The 22,578-nt window shown below is 66.1% G+C and carries 22 protein-coding genes; all 22 read right to left on the bottom strand.

Annotated elements, in window-relative coordinates:
• Positions 1 to 4: 4 nt before the first annotated feature.
• Positions 5 to 1,534 (bottom strand): amidophosphoribosyltransferase, encoded by a 1,530-nt coding sequence (purF, locus tag ZRA01_RS03040; protein WP_141349283.1) that lies wholly within the window; start codon positions 1,532 to 1,534, stop codon positions 5 to 7.
• Positions 1,535 to 1,544: 10 nt separating this feature from the next.
• Positions 1,545 to 2,036, bottom strand: a complete 492-nt coding sequence (locus ZRA01_RS03035) for a CvpA family protein (protein ID WP_141349282.1) — start codon at positions 2,034 to 2,036, stop codon at positions 1,545 to 1,547.
• A gap of 13 nt (positions 2,037 to 2,049) precedes the next feature.
• Positions 2,050 to 2,856, bottom strand: coding sequence for an SPOR domain-containing protein (locus tag ZRA01_RS03030; protein ID WP_141349281.1), 807 nt, complete (start codon positions 2,854 to 2,856; stop codon positions 2,050 to 2,052).
• 15 nt (positions 2,857 to 2,871) lie between these two features.
• A complete protein-coding gene (gene folC, locus ZRA01_RS03025; protein ID WP_141349280.1) occupies positions 2,872 to 4,146 on the bottom strand; it encodes a bifunctional tetrahydrofolate synthase/dihydrofolate synthase in 1,275 nt (424 codons plus the stop codon).
• A gap of 1 nt (position 4,147) precedes the next feature.
• Entirely contained in the window at positions 4,148 to 5,023 is an 876-nt protein-coding gene (accD, locus tag ZRA01_RS03020) for an acetyl-CoA carboxylase, carboxyltransferase subunit beta (protein ID WP_141349279.1), read from the bottom strand.
• Positions 5,020 to 5,844 (bottom strand): tryptophan synthase subunit alpha, encoded by an 825-nt coding sequence (trpA, locus tag ZRA01_RS03015; protein WP_141349278.1) that lies wholly within the window; start codon positions 5,842 to 5,844, stop codon positions 5,020 to 5,022. The genes accD and trpA overlap by 4 nt, the downstream gene beginning before the upstream one ends.
• A gap of 51 nt (positions 5,845 to 5,895) precedes the next feature.
• A complete protein-coding gene (trpB, locus tag ZRA01_RS03010) occupies positions 5,896 to 7,107 on the bottom strand; it encodes a tryptophan synthase subunit beta (RefSeq protein WP_141349277.1) in 1,212 nt (403 codons plus the stop codon).
• A complete protein-coding gene (locus ZRA01_RS03005) occupies positions 7,094 to 7,720 on the bottom strand; it encodes a phosphoribosylanthranilate isomerase (protein ID WP_141349276.1) in 627 nt (208 codons plus the stop codon). The genes trpB and ZRA01_RS03005 overlap by 14 nt, the downstream gene beginning before the upstream one ends.
• A gap of 5 nt (positions 7,721 to 7,725) precedes the next feature.
• Positions 7,726 to 8,520, bottom strand: a complete 795-nt coding sequence (truA, locus tag ZRA01_RS03000) for a tRNA pseudouridine(38-40) synthase TruA (protein ID WP_141349275.1) — start codon at positions 8,518 to 8,520, stop codon at positions 7,726 to 7,728.
• A complete protein-coding gene (locus tag ZRA01_RS02995) occupies positions 8,517 to 9,125 on the bottom strand; it encodes a CbiQ family ECF transporter T component (protein ID WP_141349274.1) in 609 nt (202 codons plus the stop codon). The genes truA and ZRA01_RS02995 overlap by 4 nt, the downstream gene beginning before the upstream one ends.
• Positions 9,126 to 9,156: 31 nt before the next feature.
• Positions 9,157 to 12,141: a motility hub landmark protein FimV gene (locus tag ZRA01_RS02990; RefSeq protein WP_246093263.1), complete on the bottom strand. Its 2,985-nt coding sequence runs from the start codon at positions 12,139 to 12,141 to the stop codon at positions 9,157 to 9,159.
• Positions 12,142 to 12,301: 160 nt separating this feature from the next.
• Entirely contained in the window at positions 12,302 to 13,426 is a 1,125-nt protein-coding gene (asd, locus tag ZRA01_RS02985) for an aspartate-semialdehyde dehydrogenase (RefSeq protein ID WP_141349273.1), read from the bottom strand.
• A 38-nt stretch (positions 13,427 to 13,464) separates the two neighbouring features.
• On the bottom strand, positions 13,465 to 14,526 hold the full coding sequence (leuB, locus tag ZRA01_RS02980) for a 3-isopropylmalate dehydrogenase (protein ID WP_141349272.1): 1,062 nt from the start codon (positions 14,524 to 14,526) through the stop codon (positions 13,465 to 13,467).
• Positions 14,527 to 14,580: 54 nt separating this feature from the next.
• Positions 14,581 to 15,219, bottom strand: coding sequence for a 3-isopropylmalate dehydratase small subunit (gene leuD, locus ZRA01_RS02975; protein WP_141349271.1), 639 nt, complete (start codon positions 15,217 to 15,219; stop codon positions 14,581 to 14,583).
• Positions 15,220 to 15,348, bottom strand: a complete 129-nt coding sequence (locus ZRA01_RS02970; RefSeq protein WP_141349270.1) for an entericidin A/B family lipoprotein — start codon at positions 15,346 to 15,348, stop codon at positions 15,220 to 15,222. It abuts the gene before it with no gap.
• Positions 15,349 to 15,359: 11 nt separating this feature from the next.
• Positions 15,360 to 16,769 (bottom strand): 3-isopropylmalate dehydratase large subunit, encoded by a 1,410-nt coding sequence (leuC, locus tag ZRA01_RS02965; RefSeq protein ID WP_141349269.1) that lies wholly within the window; start codon positions 16,767 to 16,769, stop codon positions 15,360 to 15,362.
• Between the two features lie 37 nt (positions 16,770 to 16,806).
• Positions 16,807 to 17,652, bottom strand: coding sequence for a M48 family metallopeptidase (locus ZRA01_RS02960; protein ID WP_141349370.1), 846 nt, complete (start codon positions 17,650 to 17,652; stop codon positions 16,807 to 16,809).
• A gap of 37 nt (positions 17,653 to 17,689) precedes the next feature.
• Entirely contained in the window at positions 17,690 to 18,841 is a 1,152-nt protein-coding gene (locus ZRA01_RS02955; RefSeq protein ID WP_141349268.1) for an MFS transporter, read from the bottom strand.
• A 95-nt stretch (positions 18,842 to 18,936) separates the two neighbouring features.
• Positions 18,937 to 19,170, bottom strand: a complete 234-nt coding sequence (locus tag ZRA01_RS02950; RefSeq protein WP_141349267.1) for an HP1242/YdcH family protein — start codon at positions 19,168 to 19,170, stop codon at positions 18,937 to 18,939.
• An 86-nt stretch (positions 19,171 to 19,256) separates the two neighbouring features.
• Complete coding sequence (aroC, locus tag ZRA01_RS02945) at positions 19,257 to 20,396, bottom strand: chorismate synthase (RefSeq protein ID WP_141349266.1); 1,140 nt, start codon at positions 20,394 to 20,396, stop codon at positions 19,257 to 19,259.
• Between the two features lie 111 nt (positions 20,397 to 20,507).
• Positions 20,508 to 20,846 carry an acetolactate synthase small subunit gene (gene ilvN / locus ZRA01_RS02940; RefSeq protein ID WP_141349265.1) on the bottom strand — a complete coding sequence of 113 codons (339 nt, stop codon included), beginning with the start codon at positions 20,844 to 20,846 and terminating at the stop codon, positions 20,508 to 20,510.
• Between the two features lie 18 nt (positions 20,847 to 20,864).
• On the bottom strand, positions 20,865 to 22,529 hold the full coding sequence (gene ilvB, locus ZRA01_RS02935) for an acetolactate synthase large subunit (protein WP_141349264.1): 1,665 nt from the start codon (positions 22,527 to 22,529) through the stop codon (positions 20,865 to 20,867).
• Positions 22,530 to 22,578 lie beyond the last annotated feature (49 nt).

Genomic DNA, 22,578 nt, shown 5'->3' with positions numbered 1-22,578 from the left:
GTGCTCAACCTTCGCTCCGGGAAATCAGGTTCAGATCCATCTGGCCGCCACCGTCCTCGCGGCTCGGCTTGCTGGCCGCGTCGTTCCGCTGGTTCTCGACACCGGAGAGGTATTCGGCGGTCACATCACCGGTCACGTAGGTGCCATCGAAGCACGACGTCTCGAACACCGAGATCGCCGGATTGAGCGCCTGCACGGCAGCCTTGAGATCGTCAAGATCCTGGTAGATCAGCGCATCTGCACCGATTTCGGCGCAGATCTGCTCTTCGGTGCGATCACTGGCGATCAGCTCGGCCTTGGTGGGCATGTCGATGCCATACACGTTGGCAAAGCGCACCGGAGGCGCCGCCGAGGCCATGTAGACCTTGGTCGCGCCGGCGTCGCGGGCCATCTGGACGATCTCGCGGCTGGTGGTGCCACGGACGATGGAATCGTCCACCAGCAGCACGGCCTTGCCCTTGAACTCCTGATGAATGGTATTGAGCTTCTGGCGCACCGACTTCTTGCGGATCGCCTGGCCCGGCATGATGAAGGTGCGGCCGATGTAGCGGTTCTTCACGAAGCCTTCGCGATACGGCACGTTGAGATGGTGGGCCATCTCCATCGCCGACGGGCGGCTCGAATCGGGGATCGGGATGACCACGTCGATCTTGAGATGCGGCATCGTCGCACGCAGCTTACGCGCCAGGAACTCGCCCATCTTGATGCGCGCGTCGTACACCGAGATGCCGTCGATCAACGAATCGGGGCGCGCCAGGTAGACGAACTCGAACATGCACGGCGCGTGGGTCGTCTGGGCCGCACACTGGCGGCTATGGAAGCGGCCCTCGGTGTCGATCAGGATCGCCTCGCCCGGCGCCACGTCGCGCACCAGCTTGAAACCCAGCACATCAAGGGCGACGCTCTCGGAGGCCACCATCCACTCGGTGCCCTTCGGAGTGTCGTTGCGGCCGATCACCAGCGGCCTGATCCCATACGGGTCACGGAAGGCCAGCAGGCCGGTGCCGGAGATCATCGCCAGCGTGGCGTAGGCGCCGCGGCAGCGCCGATGCACACCGGCAACCGCCGTGAAAACGGTCTCCTCGTCGAGGCGGAAGCCCTTGCCGGCGGCCTGCAACTCGTGGGCCAGCACGTTGAGCAGGACCTCGGAGTCGGAGTTGGTGTTGATATGCCGGAGATCCGACAGGAACATCTCGCGCTTCAGCTCTTCGGAATTCGTGAGGTTGCCGTTGTGGGCAAGCATCAGGCCGAAGGGCGAATTCACATAAAACGGCTGCGCCTCTTCGGCTGCCGAAGCAGAGCCCGCCGTCGGGTAACGCACGTGGGCAATGCCCCAGGTGCCCGGCAGGTCGCGCATGTTGCGGGTACGGAACACATCGCGCACCAGCCCGGAGGCCTTGTGCATGTGGAAACGCCCACCTTCGGACGTCGCGATGCCCGCGGCGTCCTGCCCCCGGTGCTGAAGCACCTGCAGGCCATCATAAAGAAGCTGATTGACCGGTGTCGTCGCTACTACGCCCAGAATCCCACACATTTCAAACCACCTATCGGTATCGAAGTCTTTTTGCCAAAGGCTCGGGGAGCCAGGGTCTTGAAGCCAGGACGGCGGTCTCGAGGGGCGCCGACAGGCTTGCCTCCCGCCACCAGGCTTCCTTGGCGAAGCCGCCGATGCCGACGAGCAACGCCAATGCGAAAACAATCAGACCGCCCCGCAGGGTGCCAAAACAGGCCCCGAGGAAGCGGTCCGCCAAACCCAACCCGGCGGCCTGCACCAGCAGGCCGAGAAGCCAGCGTGCGAGCGCCACCACGATGAGAACGGCAATGAAAATAACCAGAAACGCGGCCGGCCCCTGCAACAGCGGCTCCTTGACCCACGCCACTGCGTAAGGCTGAAGCTCGGGCATGAAGGATTTTGCCATCACGAACGCCAGCAGCCACGCCCCCAGGGCGACGACTTCAGACACCAGGCCACGCCAGAAACCGAGGAGCGCGGACAGGCCCACCAGGGCGAGTAGCGCGTAATCGAATCCGCTCAAGAAATCACGCTGGTCAAGACTTGGCCGCTACGGACGCCGAAACGCCGAGCACCTTCTGGATTCGCGCCGCCGCCTTGTCGGCCGCGGCCTTGTTCGGGAACGGGCCGGCACGCACCCGGATCTTGTCACCGAGCTTCTCGGTGTACGAGGGATAGCCTTCCGCCTTCAGCTTGGCTCGCAGGATAGCCACGTTGCCCTCCTCGCGGTAGGCGCCGAGGCCGACAACGTGGGGCTTTCCCGCGCCCTCTTCCTTGGGATTGGCACCGGCAAGCAGGGCCTTGGCGCGCTCGGCTTCGGCGCGGGCCTTTTCACGCTCCCGCTCCTTCTCGCGTTCCCGCTCTTTGTCCCGTTCTTTCTCCCGCTCTTTGTCCCGTTCTTTCTCTTTCAGCTTGGGATCAGGCTTGGGCTCGGGCTTTGGTTCGGGCTTGCGTACCTCAGGCTTGGCGATTTCAGCCTTGGCCGGCTCGGATTTCTTCGGGGGAGGAATCAACTCTTCGCCGGGTTTGAAGACCGGACTGCCCGGCTCTGCGCCCAACCGGGGACGAGCCGCGTCATCCACCTCGGGAGAGCGGATCTCGTCGAGTGCGGCACTCGCCACGGGCTGGGCAGGCGCGGGGGCCTTGCCGTTTATCACGCGGGAGGTGAAGTTGCTGCCCTCCTGGCTCGGGATGCGGATCTGAACATCCTGGGAAGGCGGCCGCGGCTCGTGGTCCATCACCATCGGCAACACGATGGCTGCCGCCAGAGCCAGCGCAGCGGACCCCACCAGGCGCCTGCGCGCACGCTTCTTCAGGTCGATCTGGGAATCGTTATCCGCCATTCTTGCTGCAATTACCTATTGCGGCGCCTTCACCGCCGCCAGCACGTCGGCTACGGTCAGGAAGGAACCAAAGATTACGATTCTATCACCCTCGGCCGCACCATCACGTGCGACCTGGTACGCAGCCCGCGGCGAATCGTGTTCGCTCACGTCACCACTCACCCCGAGCTCGCGGAGGATCTCGGCCAGACGGGCGGCGCTCAGGCCTCGCGGACCAGGCAGACTGGCAAGCAGCCAGTGGTCAACCCGGTCACGCAGGAGGCGCACGACACCGGCCACATCCTTGTCGCCCAGCATGCCCAGCACCGCCCAGGTCTCGGAGAAAAACCCCATGCTGGCCAGGTTCTCATTGAGAACCCCGGCGGCCTGCGGGTTATGGGCAACATCCAGGACTACCGTCGGCCGCCCGGGAAGAACCTGGAAACGACCGGGCAGCTCCACCAACATGAAGCCTTGGCGGATGGCCTGCATGGGCACTGGCAGAATGTCGCGCACGGCTTCGCAGGCGGCCATCACCGCCGAGGCGTTGAGGAGCTGGTTGGTGCCGCGCAGGGCCGGATAGGCCAGCCCGCCACGCCGGCTGCCGCCGGCCAGCCAGAAGGCCCATTGGTTCTGGTCACCCGCAAAACCGAAATCACGTCCGGTGACCCACAGCCCTGCACCGATGGCCTCCGCGTGGGCGACCAGCGAGGCCGGCGGCATCGGATCGCTGCAGATCGCCGGACGGCCGGCGCGGAAGATGCCGGCCTTCTCGAAACCGATCGCCTCACGGGTGTCGCCGAGGAAATCCATGTGATCCATCGCCACGCTGGTGACGATCGCGCAGTCGGGCTCGAACACATTGACGGCGTCGAGACGCCCGCCCAGCCCCACCTCGAGAATGATCGCATCGAGCCCGGCGCGGCAGAAGGCCACCCAGGCTGCCAGCGTGCCGTGCTCGAAGTAGGTGAGCGGAACGTCGCCCCGGGCGCGCTCGACTTCGGCGAATGCCTCGACGAGGGCTTCGTCGGACACGTCTCGCCCGTCGATCCGGACGCGCTCGTTGTACTTGAGAAGATGCGGCGACGTGTAGAGGCCCACGCGGTAACCGGCGGCCAGCAGCACCGCTTCAAGCAGCGCGCAGGTAGAGCCCTTGCCGTTGGTGCCGCCGATGGTGAACACCGGGCAGGTCTTGGGAAGGTCGAGCGCGTCGCGCACAACTCGCACCCGGTCGAGGCCGAGCTGAATGGCCTGGCCATGGCGAGCTTCGAGCAGGCCGAGCCAGCCCTCGAGTGTTTCGGGCAACTGCATGTCAGGCCACGCTGCGAACGGACGCCTGCCGGGTGAGCAGGGTGAGGAGTTCGGCGATGCGGTCGCGGAGCTCACGACGATCGATGATGAGGTCGAGGGCACCCTTCTCGAGCAGGAACTCGGAACGCTGGAAGCCAGCAGGCAGGGTTTCGCGCACGGTCTGCTCGATCACCCGCGGGCCGGCAAAGCCGATGAGGGCGCCGGGCTCGCCGATCACCAAGTCGCCCATGAAGGCGAAGCTGGCCGACACGCCGCCCATGGTCGGGTCGGTCAGGAGGGTGATGAAGGGGAGCTTGCGGTCGGCCAGCTGAGTGATTGCGGCGGTGGTCTTGGCCATCTGCATCAGCGAGAACAGGCCTTCCTGCATCCGCGCGCCGCCCGTTGCGGTGACGCAGATGAAAGGCAGCCGCTGCTCCAGCGCGGCCTTCACGCCCCGCACGAAGCGCTCGCCCACCACCGAGCCCATCGAGCCACCAAGAAACTCGAACTCGAAACAGGCCACGATCACGGGCACGGTCTTGATCGCGCCCTGCACCACGAGCAGCGCGTCGGCCTCGCCGGTATCCTCGTTGGCCGCCGCGAGGCGATCAGGGTAGCGCTTGGAGTCCTTGAACTTGAGCGGGTCGACCGGCACCACCTCGGCACCGATCTCGAAGCGGCCCTCGGGGTCGAGCAGCAGGTCGATGCGCTGGCGCGCGCGGATGCGCTGGTGGTGACCGCACTTGGGGCAGACGTTGAGGTTGCTCTCCAGATCGGAGCGGTACAACACGGCCTCACAGGCCGGGCACTTGCTCCACAGGCCTTCGGGGATCGCCTTGCGACCGGAAGGCGTGTCACGCTTGATCTTGGGGGGCAGGAGTTTCTTGAGCCAGCTCACCGGGCACCTCCCGGCTGCGTGACCGCCGCATCCATCGCCTCGCGCACGCCCCGGATGAAGGCCGTGACACGCGCCGGCGCTTCGGCGTGGCTGCTTTGCTCGATCTCTTCGATGATGCGGCTGCCGATCACCACCGCATCGGCCAGGCCGGCGATGCGCGCTGCGGTGGCCGCGTCGCGGATGCCGAAGCCAACGCCGACCGGCATCCCGACCTTGTCGCGGATAACCGGGATGCGCCGCGCCACTTCATCGAGGTCGAGGGTCGCCGAGCCCGTGACACCCTTGAGCGAGACATAGTAGATGTAACCGCTACCGGCCACCGCCACATCGGCAAAGCGCTGCTCGGTGGAGGTGGGCGCCAGCAGGAAGACCGGATCGAGCCCGGCCGCCTTGCAGCTGGCGGCGAACTCATGGCATTCCTCGGGGGGATAGTCGACCACCAGCACGCCGTCGGCGCCGGCTTCGGCCGCCGCGCGGGTGAAGGGCTCGACACCCATCGCCTCGATCGGATTGGCGTAGCCCATCAGCACAACGGGCGTCTCGTCGCCCGTGGCACGGAAGCTGCGCACGATGTCGAGGACCTTGCGCATGCTCATGCCGGCGGCAATCGCCCGCTCGGAGGCGCGCTGAATGGTCGGGCCATCAGCCATCGGGTCGGAGAACGGGACGCCGAGCTCGATGATGTCGGCACCACCGGCCACCAGCGCCTGCATCAGCGGCAGGGTCAGCTCGGGGGCGGGGTCACCGGCGGTGATGAAAGGGATGAGCGCCTTGCGCCCTTCCCCTGCGAGCCGCTTGAAAGTGTGTTGGATTCTGGACATGGGTATCAATGGTCAGCGGCCCCACCGGAAACACCGGCGGGGCCGTGAAGATCAGAACTGGATGCCGGACTTCTCGGCAACGGTGTGCATATCCTTGTCGCCCCGGCCGGAAAGATTGACCAGCAGCACCTTGTCCTTCGACAAGGTGGGGGCCAGCCTGGCGGCATAGGCCAGCGCGTGGGACGACTCGAGGGCCGGGATGATGCCCTCGAAGCGGCACAGATCGTGGAAACCCTGCAGCGCCTCGGCATCGGTGACGCCCACGTACTGGGCGCGATCGATGTCCTTCAGCCAGGCGTGCTCGGGGCCGACGCCGGGGTAGTCGAGGCCCGCCGAGATCGAGTGGGTTTCGATGATCTGGCCGTCTTCGTTCTGCAGCAGGTAGGTGCGGTTGCCGTGTAGCACCCCCGGCCGGCCGGCCGACAGCGAGGCTGCGTGCATGCCGGTGTCGATGCCGCTGCCGGCCGCCTCGACACCGACGAGGCGCACGTCGGCGTGTTCGATGTAAGGGTGGAAGATCCCCATCGCGTTCGAACCACCACCGACACAGGCGATCACGTAGTCGGGCTGGCGCCCCGCCATCTCGGGCATCTGGTCGATGCACTCCTTGCCGATCACGGTCTGGAAGTCGCGGACCATCATCGGGTAAGGATGGGGGCCGGCCACGGTGCCGATGATGTAGAAGGTGTTGCCGATGTTGGTGACCCAGTCGCGCATGGCCTCGTTGAGGGCGTCCTTGAGGGTCTTCGAGCCGCTCTCGACGGGCACCACGGTGGCGCCGAGGAGCTTCATGCGATAGACGTTGGCCGCCTGGCGCCGGACGTCTTCGGAGCCCATGTAAACCACGCACTCCATGCCGTAGCGGGCCGCCACGGTGGCCGTTGCCACGCCGTGCTGGCCGGCGCCGGTCTCGGCGATCACGCGGGGCTTGCCCATCCGACGGGCGAGCATGGCCTGGCCGATACAATTGTTGATCTTGTGCGCGCCGGTGTGGTTGAGATCTTCGCGCTTCAGGTAAATCTGGGCGCCACCGAGCAACTCCGACCAGCGCTTGGCGTGGTAGATGGGGCTGGGGCGACCGACGTAGTGCTTCAGTTCGTACTTGAACTCGGCGACGAAAGCCGGATCCTGCTGGGCCTCTTCATAGGCCTGGCGCAATTCGGTGAGGGCCGGGATCAGCGTTTCTGCGACGAAAATGCCGCCATAGGGGCCGAAGTGACCGCGTGCATCGGGTAGATCGTAGGGGGCATCAGCCATGTGCATGTTGAACTCCGGCAACAAATTCGATGATTCGGACTGCATCCTTGATTCCCTTCGCGGCCTCCACGCCACTCGACACATCCACGGCCCAGGGCTGAACACACCGGACCGCCTCGGCGACGTTCCCGGCATTGAGCCCACCGGAAAGGATCAGAGGCAAAGGCAGTTTGGAGGGAATGAGCGACCAGTCGAAGGTTTCACCGCCGCCGCCGTAACCTTCGACGAAGGCATCCACCAGCAAACCCTGGGCGCCCGGGAAACAAGCTGCGTATTTTAACAGATCAAGGCCAGGGCGCATCCGCGCCGCCTTGATGTAAGGCAGACCGAAGCCAACGCAGTTGGTTTCCTGCTCATCGCCATGAAACTGCAGAACCTGCAACGGTACCTTGGCCAGCGCCTCCCGAACGAAATCCGGCGCCGGGTTCACAAACAATCCGACGATGCTCACGAAGGGCGGCACGAGACGTGCCAGCTCCGCTGCACGCTCGAAGCTCACGTAGCGCGGGCTCGGCGGATAGAACACGAAGCCGATCGCGTCGGCACCGGCCGCGACGGCGGCGCGAACGTCCTCTTCGCGGGTCAGGCCGCAGATCTTGATACGGGTACGATGAAGCACGGGGCTCACGGCAGCAGGAGTTGCGGAGGCGCGATGATACGCCCCCCACCGGGCAGCGGCCACTGGGGCGGATAGTCGACACCACACAGGTAGAGCCCATCCGGCGCGAAGGTGGGCGCCGCGAGGCTGCGGTTACGCGCTGCCAGCAGCTCGGCCATCCAGTCCACCGGGCGGCGGCCCTTGCCCACGAACACCAGCGAGCCCACCAGGTTGCGGATCATGTGATGGAGAAAGGCGTTGGCGTGAAAGTCGAACACGACCACCTCGCCCCGTCGCTGGACCGACACCGAGTGCATCAGTCGAACCGGCGACTTGGCCTGACATTCGGCGGCGCGGAAAGACGTGAAATCGTGCTCACCCGCGAGGCAGGCCGCCGCCGCTGCCATCGCCTCCTCGTCGAGATCGCCGTGGGTCCACCCGACCCGCCCACCGGCAAGCCCGGGGCGAATCCGCCGGTTGAGGAGCACATACCGATAGCGACGCGCCTCGGCGCTGAAGCGGGCATGAAAGCTCTCATCCACCTCCACCGCCCACAGCACGCCGATGCTCGCCGGCAGATGGCTATTGACGCCCCTCACCCAGGCCTCGAGGGGCCGATGGGCCGCGGTGTCGAAATGGGCCACCTGCATGCTGGCATGAACCCCCGTGTCGGTGCGCCCGGCGCACACGAGCTTGACCGGCTCCTGGGCGATCTGTGCCAGCGCCCGCTCGAGGAAGTCCTGCACGGTGCGTCCGTGGGGCTGGGTCTGCCAGCCTTCAAAGGCGTTCCCGGCGTATTCGATGCCGATCGCGATCCTCACCGGAACGCTCCCCAGACAATCAGCACCAGCAAGGCCCCGATCAAAAACCGATCGGGCACCGCCAGGGCCTGCCGACGAACCCGCAAACCGGGCCCCGAGGGCGTGTCGGCACGGCCGTCGAGGAGCGCCCTCCAGCCGCCCTCCGGCGGCCGCTCCACGTAGGCCATCACCAGCAGCACGCGAAGCGCCAGACGCTCCACGGGAAAGCCGAACTTGCCAAGCGGCGAGGCCAGAGTCATCAATCCGGACACCAGCGTCCTTTCGTCAGTCGTTTCAAGGAGAAGAGCGACCAGGATGAGCACCGAAAGCAGGCGAACACCATGGCTGGCCGCCAGCATCAGGCCCTCACGCGTCGGCCCAGCCTGTCCGAGCGCCGAAACCAGCGCCTCGCCAGGTGTAAAAAAGGCGAACAGGACGACCAGAACGATCAGCAGGAATCGGGCGCGCCGCACCAGCCGCAGGCTCCGCTGCCGGGCAAACGAAAGGCCCAGCGTTACAACGACAAGCCCGAAGCCCCACAAGAGGGGGCCTCGGGCCAGTTGTACGAAAACGATCAAGGCTATCCACCCGACGAGACGCGTCGCCGGATGCAGGCTGTTCAGCACGAATTCGAAGCTTCGTTATCGCTCCGCGTAATCAGGACAGGCGGCCGAGAATCAAGCGGGCTTCGCTCTGCTGGCGGCCGGAGCCCTCCCGCAGAACTTCTTCAACCAGTTCCCGCGCGCCTTCCTTGTCGCCCATTTCTTCATAGGCGCGGGCCAGTTCCAGCTTGGTCGCGACCTCCTGCTGAAGATCCAGATCGAGGGGCGGCTCGGTGGGAGGGCCCGCGTCCGGCAGCTCGATTGCGGTATCGACGGTGCGGCTGAGCTCCATGTCGATCGCGTTCAGGTTGCTTGAGGTGGCGAACGAGGCACGCGGCGGAACCTTGGGCTCTGCCTTTTCATCGAGCTCGAAGTCGAAATCGAGGAGGCTGCTGTCGAAACTCGTGCGTTCCAGATCGGCCGTGGCTGAACCCACGCGCTCCCGGAGGCTGTCGTCAGCCAGTGTCGCGGTCAGATCCACATCGACGGTCTGCTCACGGGAATCGGCGTGCCGCTCACCGAACTCGGAGCTGACCTCGAAGTCCAGCTCGTTGGGGTCGGGCAACGCGAAGTTGTCCGACATCTGCTGGGAACGGGTTGAGGTTGCCTGCAGGCTCCGGGGCATGACGTCACCCGCGACCAAGGTGGCACCCATCGAAGACGGCGTTGCATGGGGCTGGTCGAAGCCCAGGTCAAAATCGAGGCCGCTGCTCGCCGACGGGCTGTTGCCGCCCAACGCGACGGTACGCGCGCTGCTGCCGTCGTCACTGGGGGCGTTGAGGTCAAGATCGAAATCGAGGACCGGCGCACTCGGGGCGGGGGCAACCTGGGCGTCGTGGGCCCGGTCGATGTCTTCGAGGCTGGCGTATTGGTTGAGCTCACCCGGGAGCGCCCAGGTATCCTTGAGCTGCGAGGGCGACTCGAGGGGATCGTCACCGCCGAGCAGCGCAGAATCACCCGACATGAAGTCGGGCTCTGTGCTGACCCGGCGTCCACCACCCGCGGAAATGAAACCGGTCTCGGGAAGCGCGGCCGCCGAAATCGTCCGCGGCCCCTGCTCCATGCTGCCCATCGCCGCGGAGGCCACGGCTGCCGGCATGGCGCTCGGCCCTGCGGCGACGCCCGGGGCCGGGATGCGGTACAAGGGGCTGTCCGGATCGACCTTACGCCCGAGCGCAGCTGCCTTTTCCCAATCCTGGCCGTTACCGCCGGTGAGCGAGTAGAGCTCGGTTGCAGAGGTTTCGAACTGCTTGAGGTTCTTGCGCTGGGCGTAGATCTCGAGCAGCTTCAGGTGCACCCCGGTGCGGCCCGGATCGGTCTTGAGGGCGTCGAGGAGAATTTCTTCGGCCTGGGCATCGCGCCCATAAGCCATGTAAACATCCGCTTCAGCGACCGGGTCGACCCCTTCATCGGTATCGATGGAGGACAGGCCCGACTGGCTGAAGTCGGTCTGGATCTGGCTGCTGCTGCCGGTATCGACGCTCTGGCCACCTGCGGCACCGAACACCGAATTGGAGCTGTCACCGAATTCGGACAAGGCCGGCGTCGTCGTGGGCGCACCCTGGCCGTTGCGGCGTTTGTAAAACTTGTAGGCGCCCCAGCCGAGCAGAAGCGCGAGGATGCTGCCTCCACCGAGCAGCAGCGACATGTCTTCGGACGGTGCGGCGGCGGGCTGGGCTTCGGGGGCGGCCGGCTGCACCACAGGCTTGGTCTCGGGCACCGGAGCCGGCTTCAACTCGACGGGCGGCTCGGGCTCCCGGGCCGGGGCGGGGGCTTCGGGTTCGGGGGCGGGCGGAGGCGCAGGCGGCTGCACCGTTTCGGGCGCAGGCGCCGCTGCCGGCGCCACCGCCGCCTGAGGTGCCTGGGCGAGCTGAGGTGCCGGCTGGGCAGGCGCCTCCGCCTGCATCTGGGCCATGCCCTGGCTCTTCAGCTCGACGAGACGCTGAAGCTCCTTGATGCTCTTCTCGAGCTCCGCGAGGCGCGCATTGGCCTCCCGCAAGGCCTTGTCGCGGGAGACGAGATCTTCCTCGAGGGCCTGCAGCCGTGCGACGGACTTCTCGCCACCGGCGGCGCCCGGACGGGCACCCTCTTCGCTCTTGGAGACTTTCAGCTGATCGCTCGAGCCGGCAGCGGCGGGCGCCCGATCTTCGACCTTGGCGCCGATCTTGCCTGCGCTGCTCTGACGAACCGGCGCCTCCTTGGGCGCAGCCGCGGCCGCCTGCTCGGCCAGCTTCTGGCGATAGCGGCCGAAGTCGGAGGAGTGGGCCAGCACCTGCTGACGCGGCGCGTCGCCGGCGAGCTGACGAACGCCTTCTGCATCGGGAATGCGGAGGATCTTGCCGGCCTGCAGGCGGTTGACGTTATCGGCCTCGAAGGCCGAGCGATTGCCCTGGAACAGGGCTGTCAACATCTGCTCGACGGAGACGCCGTCAGGACGGGTCTCGAGGGCGATGCGATTGAGGGTATCGCCGGGCTGGACCAGATAAGTCCGGCCTGCAGCGGCACCACCACCCGCGGCGGCGGCTTGGCGGGGCGCACGCGGAGCGGCTGCACGACGGGGGGCCTGTTCGGCAACCCGGGGAGCAGACCTGAATTCGGGGCTCGAGACGACGGCCGGCGCCCGGCCGACACCGGTATCCGGCGGATCGAGGAGAAAGGTGTACTCGCGGATCAACCGCCCCGACGACCAGTTGAGCTCGACCAGCATGTCGACGAAGGGCTCGTTGATCGGCCTGTCGCTGCTCACCCGGACGACTGCGCCGTTGCCCCGTCGCTCGACGGCCATGCGCAGGCCGCTCACCGAGGGGGAGTAGTCGACTCCCGCCTGACGGAAGGCTTCCGCGGAGGCGAGCCTGGCGGTCAGGTTCTGGAGCTCTTCCGGTGTCGCCGCAATTTCGACCTCGGCACGCAGAGGCTGGCCAAGGCCGCTCAGGACCGTGATACGGCCCAGACCTGCCGCGCTGGCACTGAGGGACACGGCGCTGACCGCAACGGCGATCAGGGTGCGTTTTAGACGGCTATTCACAAGTTTCTTAGGCACGAAGGCTGATCATCGAAATCGAGTTATCGATGAACATAACATCATGGATATGGTGAGGCAAGTTCAAGCCGTCATTAGACTCCCCAAGCTACGCACGAAGATGTTGCGCAAAAAAGAAAAAAGCGGCCGAAGCCGCCTTTTTCAAGCCGTTCTGACCGACTCAGGCTTCGAGCAGCACACGCAGCATCCGGCGCAGCGGCTCGGCGGCGCCCCACAGCAGCTGGTCGCCGACGGTGAACGCGGACAGGTACTCGCCGCCCATTGCCAGCTTGCGCAGGCGGCCGACCGGGACCGTGAGGGTGCCGGTGACGGCAGTCGGGGTGAGGTCGCGCATCGAGGCTTCGCGCTGGTTCGGGACAACCTTGACCCAGTCGTTGGCGCTGGCCAGCATGGCCTCGATCTCGTCGATGGGGATGTCCTTCTTAAGCTTGAGCGTCAGCGCCTGGCTGTGGCAGCGCATCGCACCAATGCGCACGCAGAGGCCGTCGATGGGCACCGCCGGGGAGCCGAAGCCCTCGCCGCGGCCGAGGATCTTGTTGGTCTCGACGCCGCCCTTCCATTCTTCCTTGGACTGGCCGTTGCCGAGGTCTTTGTCGATCCACGGGATCAGCGAGCCGGCCAGCGGCACGCCGAAGTTGGACGACGGGAAGGCCTCGTCGCGCATCGTGCCGGCCACTTCGCGGTCGATGTCGAGGATGGCGGAAGCCGGGTCGTCGAGGAGCTCCTTGACAGAGCGGTTGAGCTCGCCCATCTGGGACAGCAACTCGCGCATGTTCTGGGCGCCGGCGCCGGAGGCGGCCTGGTAGGTCATGGAGGTCGCCCACTCCACCAGATCGCGCTGGAACAGGCCGCCGAGGGCCATCAGCATCAGCGACACGGTGCAGTTGCCACCGATCCAGTCGCGGCCGCCCTTGGCGAGGGAATCCTTGATCACGTTCAGGTTGACCGGATCAAGGATGATGACCGCCTTCGGGTCCATGCGCAGCGACGAGGCCGCGTCGATCCAGTGGCCGTTCCAGCCGGCTGCGCGCAGCTTGGGGTAAACCTCGCTGGTGTAGTCGCCGCCCTGGCAGGTGATGATGATGTCCATCGCCCTCAGCTCGTCGATGCTCTTGGCGTCTTTCAGCGCCGGGGCTTCCTTGCCGAAGTTCGGCGCCTTGCCACCCGTGTTCGAGGTGGTGAAGAACACCGGCTCGATCAGTGCAAAATCGTTCTCTTCACGCATGCGCTGCATGAGCACGGAACCGACCATGCCACGCCAGCCAACCAGACCCACTCTTTTCATAGTTATCCCCGATCAGACTTGAATTGTTTTATTGATGCTCACAGTGCCGCGATGACCGCGTCGCCCATTTCCTTCGTGCCCACGCGGCGGGTGCCCGGCTCGTAGATGTCGCCGGTGCGGTAACCCGCGGCGAGCACCTTCTTGACGGCGTTCTCGATGCGGGCGGCCTGGGCTTCCAGGTTGAAGCTGTAGCGCAGCATCATGGCCGCAGACAGCATCGTCGCCAGCGGGTTGGCCAGGTTCTTGCCGGCGATGTCCGGGGCGGAGCCGTGGCTCGGCTCGTACATGCCCTTGCCCTCGGCGTTGAGGGAGGCCGACGGCAGCATGCCGATGGAGCCAGTGAGCATGGAGGCTTCGTCGGACAGAATGTCGCCGAACATGTTGCCGGTAACCATCACGTCGAACTGCTTGGGCGCGCGGACGAGCTGCATCGCGGCGTTATCGACCAGCATGTGGGTGAGCTCGACGTCCGGGTAGTCGGCGGAGAGCTCGATCATCACGTCGCGCCACAGCTGGGTGGTTTCGAGGACGTTCATCTTGTCGACGGAGCACAGCTTCTTGCCGCGCTTGCGGGCAGCCTCGAAGGCCACCTTGCCGATGCGGCGGATCTCGGACTCGGAGTAGATCATCGTGTTGAACCCCACGCGCTCGCCGTTCTCTTCACGGATGCCGCGGGGCTGGCCGAAGTAGATGTCGCCGGTGAGCTCGCGCACGATCAGGATGTCCAGGCCGGCGACGATCTCGGGCTTCAGCGACGAGGCGTTGGCGAGCTCTGGGTAGAGGATGGCCGGGCGCAGGTTGGCGAACAGCTGGAGCTGCTTGCGGATACCCAGCAGGCCGAGCTCGGGGCGTTGATCGCGGGGGTAGCTGTCCCACTTCGGGCCACCCACGGCGCCCAGCAGCAGCGCGTCGGCCTCGTCGGCGAGCCTGGAGGTGGCTTCGGGCAGGGGCTTGCCGGTGGCGTCGACGGCAGCGCCGCCGACCAGGGCAAACTCGGCCTCGAAGTTGACGCCGTCACCACGCATGGCCTCGAGGACGCGGAGGGTCTGGTCGATGATTTCGGGGCCGATGCCGTCACCCGGCAGAACGCAGATTTTCATGTGGTTTTCCGTTTTTATCGTTGGTTTTGCCGGCGGCACGGGGCCGCCAGGCTATCAGGCAAACAACCAGGGTTGAGCGATGCGGCGCTTCGCTTCGAAGTCGCGGATCTTGTCGGCGTGACGCAGGGTCAGGCCGATGTCGTCCCAGCCGTTGAGCAGGCATTCGCGGCGGAACGGGTCCACGTCGAAAGCGAGCACCTTGCCGTCGGGGCGGGTGATCGTCCGGGCCTGCAGATCGACGGCGAGGCGATAGCCCTCGCTGCCGTGGCATTGGGCGAACAGGGCATCCACCTCGTCGGCCGCCAGCTTGATCGGCAGGAGGCCGTTCTTGAAGCAGTTATTGAAGAAGATGTCGGCAAAGCTCGGCCCGATGAGCACGCGGAAACCGAAATCCTCGAGGGCCCACGGAGCGTGCTCGCGGGACGAGCCGCAACCGAAGTTGTCGCGGGTGAGGAGGATCTCGGCGCCCTTGTAGCGGGGCTGGTTGAGCACGAACTCGGGGTTGAGCGGGCGGCCGGAGTTGTCCTGGCCGGGCTGGCCGACGTCCATGTAGCGCCACTCGTCGAACAGGTTGGGGCCGAAGCCACTACGCTTGATCGACTTGAGGAACTGCTTCGGGATGATCGCGTCGGTATCCACGTTGGCGCGATCCATGGGCGCCACGAGGCCGTCGAGTTTCTGGAAAGGCTTCATTTACTTGGCTACCTTCTGGATGGCTTCGCCACCCTTTTCAAGATCCTTGCCGAGCCCCTGCACGGTGTTGCAGGCGCTCAGCAGCGACATGGCGAACAACAGGCCGGCGATGGTTGCGAGTTTACGCATCGTTGCCACCCTCAGGCCAGCGTGCGAACGTCGGCAAAATGGCCGGTGACGGCCGCGGCGGCTGCCATCGCCGGGCTCACCAAGTGGGTGCGCCCACCGGCGCCCTGACGGCCTTCGAAGTTGCGGTTGGAGGTGGACGCGCAGCGCTCGCCCGGCTCGAGGCGGTCGGCATTCATCGCCAGGCACATCGAGCAGCCCGGCTCGCGCCACTCGAAACCGGCGGCCAGGAAAACCTTGTCGAGGCCTTCGGCTTCGGCCTGACGCTTGACGAGGCCGGAGCCCGGCACCACCAGCACCAGCTTGACGTTGTCGGCCTTGCGGCGGCCCTTGGCGACCTCGGCGGCGGCGCGGAGGTCTTCGATGCGCGAGTTGGTACAAGAGCCGATGAAGACCTTGTCGACCGGGATCTCGGCGATCGGCGTGCGCGCCTTGAGACCCATGTACTGCAGTGCCCGCTCCATGCCTTCGCGCTTCACCGGGTCGGACTCGAGGGCCGGATCGGGGACGATGCCATCGATGGCGGCGACCATCTCGGGCGAGGTGCCCCAGGTGACCTGCGGCAGGATCTTGGCGGCGTCGAGCTCGACCACCGCGTCGAATTGCGCGCCCTCGTCGGAGTGCAGGGTGCGCCAGTAATCCACGGCACGCTCCCAGGCTTCGCCGGTGGGCGAGAAGGGGCGCCCCTTGAGGTAGTCGACGGTCTTGTCGTCCACGGCCACCAGGCCGGCGCGGGCGCCCGCCTCGATGGCCATGTTGCAGATGGTCATGCGCCCTTCCATCGACAGGCTGCGGATCGCGCTGCCGGCGAATTCGATTGCGTAGCCAGTACCGCCGGCGGTGCCGATGCGGCCGATGATGGCCAGGACGATGTCCTTGGCGGTGACGCCGGCGCCGAGCTCGCCGTCGACCTGGATCAGCATGGTCCTGGACTTCTTCTGGAGCAGGCACTGGGTGGCCATCACGTGCTCGACTTCGGAGGTGCCGATACCGTGAGCCAGGCAGGCGAAGGCGCCGTGGGTGGAGGTGTGGGAATCACCGCAGACGACGGTCATGCCCGGCAGCGTGGCGCCGTTCTCGGGGCCGATCACGTGCACGATGCCCTGGCGCTCGTTCTTGAACGGAAAGTAAGCCAGCGCTCCGACCTCGCGGATGTTGCTGTCGAGGGTCTCGACCTGCTGACGCGAGACCGGGTCGAGGATGCCCTTCTCCCAGTGGTCGGTGGGCGTGTTGTGGTCGGCCGTCGCGACGATGGAGTCCACGCGCCAAGGCTTGCGCCCAGCCAGCTTGAGGCCCTCGAAGGCCTGCGGGCTGGTGACTTCGTGCACCAGGTGGCGGTCGATGTAGATCAGCGCAGTGCCGTCGTCTTCGACGTGCACCACGTGGCTGGACCACAGTTTTTCGTAGAGCGTTTGCGCTTGCATGGGCGAATGAAGGGCGTCAGGAGCAATTAAACTTCAATTATTTCACAGCCCTCGGCCGCTGAGTAGCTTGCTCGTAGAGGGGCATCACCCGGGAGGCATACTGGGCGAGATCGCCCTGACGGGTTTCGTTGGACGGGTGGGTCGACAGCCACTGGGGCGGCCCACCGTTGGAGGCCTTCGCCATCTTCTTCCACAGGCTGATGGCGGCCCGCGGATCGTAGCCCCCGCGGGCCGCCAGCTCGACCCCCATGCGGTCGGCCTCGGTCTCGTGTTCACGGCTGTTGGGCAGCTGGAAGCTCACCTTGGCCACCGTACCGATGAGGTCGGTGCCCATCTGGCCGGCGCCCAGCACGGCCCCCAGCACGCTGACCCCGATGTTGGTCATCATGGTCTGGGAGGCGCGCTCGCGGGCGTGTTCGCGCAGGGCGTGGGCGATCTCGTGGCCCATGATGGCGGCGATCTCGTCGTCGGTCAGCTGCAGGCGGTCGATGATTCCCGTGTAGAAGGCGATCTTGCCGCCGGCCATGCACCAGGCGTTGAGCTCGTTGGAGCTCAGCACGTTAACCTCCCACTTCCAGGCCGGCGCATCGGGGCGGAAGGCGCCAGTGGCCGGGATCAGCCGCCGGGCCACGTTACGCACCCGCTCCACCTGGGCCGGGTCGCGGTTGAGGGCGTTTTTCTGGCGGGCCTCCTGCAGGATCTTCTGATAGCTCTGCGCCGACGCCGAAACCATCTCGTTGGCCGACACCATCATCCGCTGCTCCCGCTCGACCCCCACCACCCCGCCCTGGGTCGTCTGCACCGTCTGACACCCCGTGACCAGAGCGGCAAGCACCGCCAGGGGCAGCAGCCCCACCACCCGGCGACCCAGCGCCACAAGCATCTTCATCATCCCGATCTCCACAACTACAACGCTCTCTTCAGACCCGCTCGCCCGCGGAAGGCTCCCGCCAGCCGCCGATGAGCACCAGCAAGCCGATCAACGCAAACACGGCGCCCAGGGAATACGTCCAGGCCGATCCGATCCAGTCCCAAGTGTAGCCGCTCAGCACACCACCCATCATTCCTCCTGCCCCGAAGGAGATGCTGCCGTACAAGGCCTGACCGCGGGCCTGGTGCTGGCTGCCGAACCATTCATTCACCGCCACCACGGCCGCCGCATGGTAGGCGCCGAAGGTGGCCCCGTGCAGCACCTGGGCGAACAGCAGCAGGGCCAGGGAATCCGCGGCCCAGCCGATCAGCAGGAAGCGCAGGATCGCCGCAGCAAAGCTGAACACCAGGATGCCGCGCAGCGAGAAGGCCCGCAGCAGCTGGGGCATGCCCATGAAAACGGCAATCTCGGCGATCACGCCGAGGGTCCACATCCAGCCGACCAGGGTCTTGCTGTAGCCATGCTCGACAAGATGCAGCGAATAGAAAACGTAGAGCGCGCCGTGGGCGGCCGACATGAAGAAGCAGGCGAGCAGCAGCGAACGCACCTCCGGCCGCCGCAGGATCGTGCCCAGGGGCCGATGCGGCGGCATGTGCGCAGGCCGCCCCGCCTCGGGAATCACCAGCGCGCAGGCCAGGATTCCGCCCAGGGTGGCCAGGGTCACCCACAACACGGTGCGGATCGGCAGATCGTCGAGGAGATAGCCGAGGCCCAGCACCGCCAGGATGAAACCCACCGAACCCCACACCCGGATGTTGCCATAGCGGCCAGACTGCCCCTCCAGGTGGGCGAAGGTGAGCGCCTCGACGAGGGGCAGCGCGGCACTCCAGAAAAAGGCCAGAAAAGCCATGCTCGCGAACAGCGCGGCGTAGGCATCGCTGACCAGAAAGCCGGCGAAGCCCAGCATCGACAGCAGCGCCGACAGGCGCACGATAGGCACCCGCACCCCCAGGCGGTCGGCCAGCGCGCCCCATAGGGCGGGCGCGAGCATCCGCATCACCGACATCAGCGACATCAGCACCGCGATCTGCGCCGCGGTGCTGCCGACGGACTGGAGGTAGAGGCTGAAGTACGGCGAGAAGGCGCCGACGAAGGCAAAGTAGAAGAAGTAGTAGCCGGACAGGCGCCAGTAGGGAATCATCGGAAAGCTTCGTGGGAAGACTGCCGCCGGATAAAAAAAGAGCGCTCTCAGGCGCTCTTTTTTCGGCCCCGGATCACACCGGGATCAGAGGCGAATCAGGCGGACTTCAGGATGTCGTAGAGTTGATCCTTCAGCTTGAGGCGGCGCTTTTTCATGTCCTCGAGGGCGAAATCAGTCGCCGGTTCGACGTTCGACTCGACGCTCACCACATGCCGATTGACTTCCTCGTATTCATCGACGAGACGTGAAAACTGCCCGTCGGATGCCTTCAGTGCCTCCACCTTAGCCTTGAACTCGGGCAATTCGTGGACCAGATCATGTTGCTGCATGCCGCTTCTCCCACTTCGTAAATGAATTGCAAACCTTTCATGCGATTCACTTTACGCCGCCGGGGCAGGCAAAAAGTTGACCGGGGTCAATCCTCGGCACGCGGTGACGGAACGGCCTGGACAAGCCCCGGGGCGAGGCCGGCGATCTTCGGGGTCGAGGTGGTCACGTCGCCATTCTGGGCACGGTGGCGCAGGGCGTGGTCCATCAGGACGATTGCCAGCATGGCTTCGGCGATCGGCGTGGCGCGGATGCCGACGCAGGGGTCGTGGCGCCCGTGGGTGTTGACCACCACCGGCTCGCCGGCCTTGTTGACCGACTGACGGTCGAGACGCGTGCTGGAGGTGGGCTTGATGGCCATGCTCACCACCACGTCCTGGCCGGTGGAGATGCCGCCGAGCACGCCACCGGCCTGGTTCGACAAGAAACCGCTGGGCGACATCTCGTCGGAGTGCTGGGTGCCGAGCTGGGCGACGCTGGCAAAGCCGGCGCCGATCTCGACGCCCTTGACGGCGTTGATGCTCATCATGGCGTAGGCGATGTCGGCGTCGAGGCGGTCGAACACCGGCTCGCCCCAGCCGACGGGCACACCGCTGGCGACCACGTTGATCCGCGCGCCGACCGAATCACCCGACTTGCGCAGATCGTCCATGTAGGCCTCGAGCTGGGGCACGACGGCCTGGTTGGGCGCAAAGAAGGCGTTGCCGCGCACGTCGGCCCACGACGCAAACGGGATCTCGACGGGGCCGAGCTGGGCCATGTAGCCGCGGATCACGATGCCGTAGCGCTCGAGGAGCCACTTGCGGGCGATCGCCCCCGCCGCCACCCGCACCGCGGTCTCCCGCGCCGACGAGCGGCCGCCGCCGCGGTAGTCGCGGATGCCGTATTTCTGCCAGTAGCCGTAGTCGGCGTGGCCCGGGCGGAAGCTTTCGGCGATGTTGCCGTAGTCCTTGGAGCGCTGGTCCTGGTTGCGGATCAGCAGCGCGATCGGGGTACCGGTGGTGACGCCCTCGAACACCCCCGACAGGATCTCGACGCTGTCCGGCTCCCGGCGCTGGGTGACGTGGCGCGAGGTGCCGGGCTTGCGCCGGTCGAGCTCGGCCTGGATGTCCGCCTCGGTAATCGCCAGCCCCGGCGGGCAGCCGTCCACCACACAGCCGATGGCCGGGCCGTGGGATTCGCCGAAGGAGGTGACGCAGAACAGCTTGCCGATCGTGTTACCGGACATGGAGGACTCGCGAAGGGTGAAAATGGAAAAAGGCCGGCAACGCCGGCCGACAAACACATAGCACAGTCTAGCACCGCCGCCGGCCCCGGGCCGACGGCGTGACGGGCAGGCTTACTGGAAGAACTCGTCGAGACGGCCGAAGACCGGGTGGTCACCGGCGTGACGCTCGACATAGCGCACGTCCTCGAGCTTCTCGACCTGACGGATCATCTTCTCGAGGCGCTGATCCTCGAACACCAGCAGCCAGATGCGGCTGGTCTCGCCGGAGCCCACCGGCATGCACAGGATGCCTTCGACGTTGAAGGCACGCCGGGCAAACAGGTTGCAGATGTGGCTCATCACCCCCGGGTGGTTGGCCACGCCGAGCTCCAGCACGACCTTGTTGAAACCAGTGGTTTCCGGCACATCGGGGATGAACTCGGACAGCGGCTTGGCGTTTTGTTCGGACATCGTTTTCTCTCCTCTGGCTCAGCCGATCATCTCGGAGTTGGCGGCGCCCGGCGGCACCATCGGGTAGACGAACTCATTCGGGTCGATCGTCGCGTGGATCAGGCAGGGGCCGGGCGTGTGCAGGGCTTCGGCCAGGGTGGCGCGGGGGTTGGGCGACGGGTCGAGGTCGACCGCCCGCATGCCAAAGCCTTCGGCGATCTTCAGGAAGTCGGTCGGGCGCTCGTAGCGGGAGGCCATGATGCGCTTGCCGTAGAACAGGTTCTGCTGCTGATGCACCAGGCCGAGGGACTGGTTGTTCATCAGGATGATCTTGACGTTGACACCTTCCTGGGCGGCGGTGGCCATCTCCTGGATGTTCATCTTCAGGCTGCCGTCACCCGAGAAGCACACCACGGTGCGCTCGGGCGCCGCCAGGGCCGCGCCGATGGCCGCCGGGAAGCCGAAGCCCATGGTGCCGAGGCCACCGGAGTTGAGCCACTGGCGGGAGCGCCGGAACGGGTAGGCCTGGGCCACCCACATCTGGTGCTGGCCGACGTCGCTGGTGATGATGGCGCTGTCGTCGAGGCAGTTGGCCACCGCGTGGATCAGGCCGTAGGGCGTGCGCGGGTCTTCGATGCCCGGCATGGCCAGCGGGAAGCGGCCCTTGAGGCTCTCCACGTGGGACAACCAGCGCTTGCGCAGCTGCGGCTTGACCCGCGGCAGCAGCTCGGCGAGCACCTGGCCCACATCGCCAGCGATGGCCACGTGGGCATCCTTGACCTTGTGCAGCTCGGAGCGGTCGATGTCGATGTGGATGATCTTGGCGTTCGGGCAGAATTCGGCGGTCTTGCCGATGGCGCGGTCGTCGAAGCGGGCGCCGACGCAGATCAGCAGGTCGGCCTCTTCGAGCACGTAGTTGGTGTAGCGGGCGCCGTGCATGCCCAGCATGCCGATGGCGAGCGGGTGGTCCATGGGCATCGCGCCGAGGGCCATCAGGGTCATGGTGGTGGGCAGCGAGGCCTGCTCGGCGAGGGTCACGGCCATCGCCGCGGCGCCGGAGTGGATCACGCCGCCGCCCAGGTAGAGCACCGGGCGCTCGGCAGCCTCGATCATCTTCGCGGCCTCTTCGACGGCGGCGATGTCGAAGGTGGGCGCAGCGTCAGGCAGCACCACGTCGGGGTAGGCGTCGAAGCTCACCATCTGGTTCTGCACGTCCTTCGGCACGTCGACCAGCACCGGGCCGGGGCGATCCGACATGGCGATGCGGAAAGCCGCCGGGATGACCTCGAGCAGATCCTTCGCCGAACGCACCAGAAAGTTGTGCTTGGTGATGGGGATGGTCATCCCGTAGGTGTCGACTTCCTGGAAGGCGTCGGTACCGATCATCGACAGGGGCACCTGGCCGGTGAGCGCGATGATGGGGATCGAGTCGAGCTTGGCGTCGGCAATGGCGGTGACCAGGTTGGTCGCGCCGGGGCCGCTGGAGGCCAGGCAGACCTCGGGGCGGCCGGACACCCGGGCCATGCCCTGGGCGATGAAACCGGCGCCCTGCTCGTGGCGGCACAGCACGTGGTGAATCGTCTCGCTCTTGGACAGCGCGTCGTACATGGGCAGGGCTGCACCGCCGGGCACGCCGGCGATCGTGCTGATTCCTTGCCGTTCGAGCAGCTTGACGATCAGGTCTGCTCCAGTCATTTGCATCATCGAGGTTCTCCTTGGGGCTTGGGAGCCGTACTGCAGTCCGGGCCGGGGG

Origin of the sequence: Zoogloea ramigera, from assembly GCF_006539865.1 — a bacterium.
GTDB classification, from domain to species: domain Bacteria; phylum Pseudomonadota; class Gammaproteobacteria; order Burkholderiales; family Rhodocyclaceae; genus Zoogloea; species Zoogloea ramigera.
This window is presented reverse-complemented; position numbering and strand designations above follow the sequence as displayed.

Coding starts and splice junctions, on each gene's coding strand:
- ZRA01_RS03030 (WP_141349281.1), bottom strand. CDS start 2,856: ATGGCGGATAACGATTCCCAGATCGACCTGAAGAAGCGTGCGCGCAGG.
- folC (WP_141349280.1), bottom strand. CDS start 4,146: ATGCAGTTGCCCGAAACACTCGAGGGCTGGCTCGGCCTGCTCGAAGCT.
- ZRA01_RS02955 (WP_141349268.1), bottom strand. CDS start 18,841: ATGATTCCCTACTGGCGCCTGTCCGGCTACTACTTCTTCTACTTTGCC.
- purF (WP_141349283.1), bottom strand. CDS start 1,534: ATGTGTGGGATTCTGGGCGTAGTAGCGACGACACCGGTCAATCAGCTT.
- ZRA01_RS02970 (WP_141349270.1), bottom strand. CDS start 15,348: ATGCGTAAACTCGCAACCATCGCCGGCCTGTTGTTCGCCATGTCGCTG.
- ZRA01_RS02950 (WP_141349267.1), bottom strand. CDS start 19,170: ATGCAGCAACATGATCTGGTCCACGAATTGCCCGAGTTCAAGGCTAAG.
- leuC (WP_141349269.1), bottom strand. CDS start 16,769: ATGCAAGCGCAAACGCTCTACGAAAAACTGTGGTCCAGCCACGTGGTG.
- trpA (WP_141349278.1), bottom strand. CDS start 5,844: ATGTCCAGAATCCAACACACTTTCAAGCGGCTCGCAGGGGAAGGGCGC.
- trpB (WP_141349277.1), bottom strand. CDS start 7,107: ATGCACATGGCTGATGCCCCCTACGATCTACCCGATGCACGCGGTCAC.
- leuD (WP_141349271.1), bottom strand. CDS start 15,219: ATGAAGCCTTTCCAGAAACTCGACGGCCTCGTGGCGCCCATGGATCGC.
- ZRA01_RS02960 (WP_141349370.1), bottom strand. CDS start 17,652: ATGCTTGTGGCGCTGGGTCGCCGGGTGGTGGGGCTGCTGCCCCTGGCG.
- asd (WP_141349273.1), bottom strand. CDS start 13,426: ATGAAAAGAGTGGGTCTGGTTGGCTGGCGTGGCATGGTCGGTTCCGTG.
- ilvB (WP_141349264.1), bottom strand. CDS start 22,529: ATGATGCAAATGACTGGAGCAGACCTGATCGTCAAGCTGCTCGAACGG.
- leuB (WP_141349272.1), bottom strand. CDS start 14,526: ATGAAAATCTGCGTTCTGCCGGGTGACGGCATCGGCCCCGAAATCATC.
- ilvN (WP_141349265.1), bottom strand. CDS start 20,846: ATGTCCGAACAAAACGCCAAGCCGCTGTCCGAGTTCATCCCCGATGTG.
- aroC (WP_141349266.1), bottom strand. CDS start 20,396: ATGTCCGGTAACACGATCGGCAAGCTGTTCTGCGTCACCTCCTTCGGC.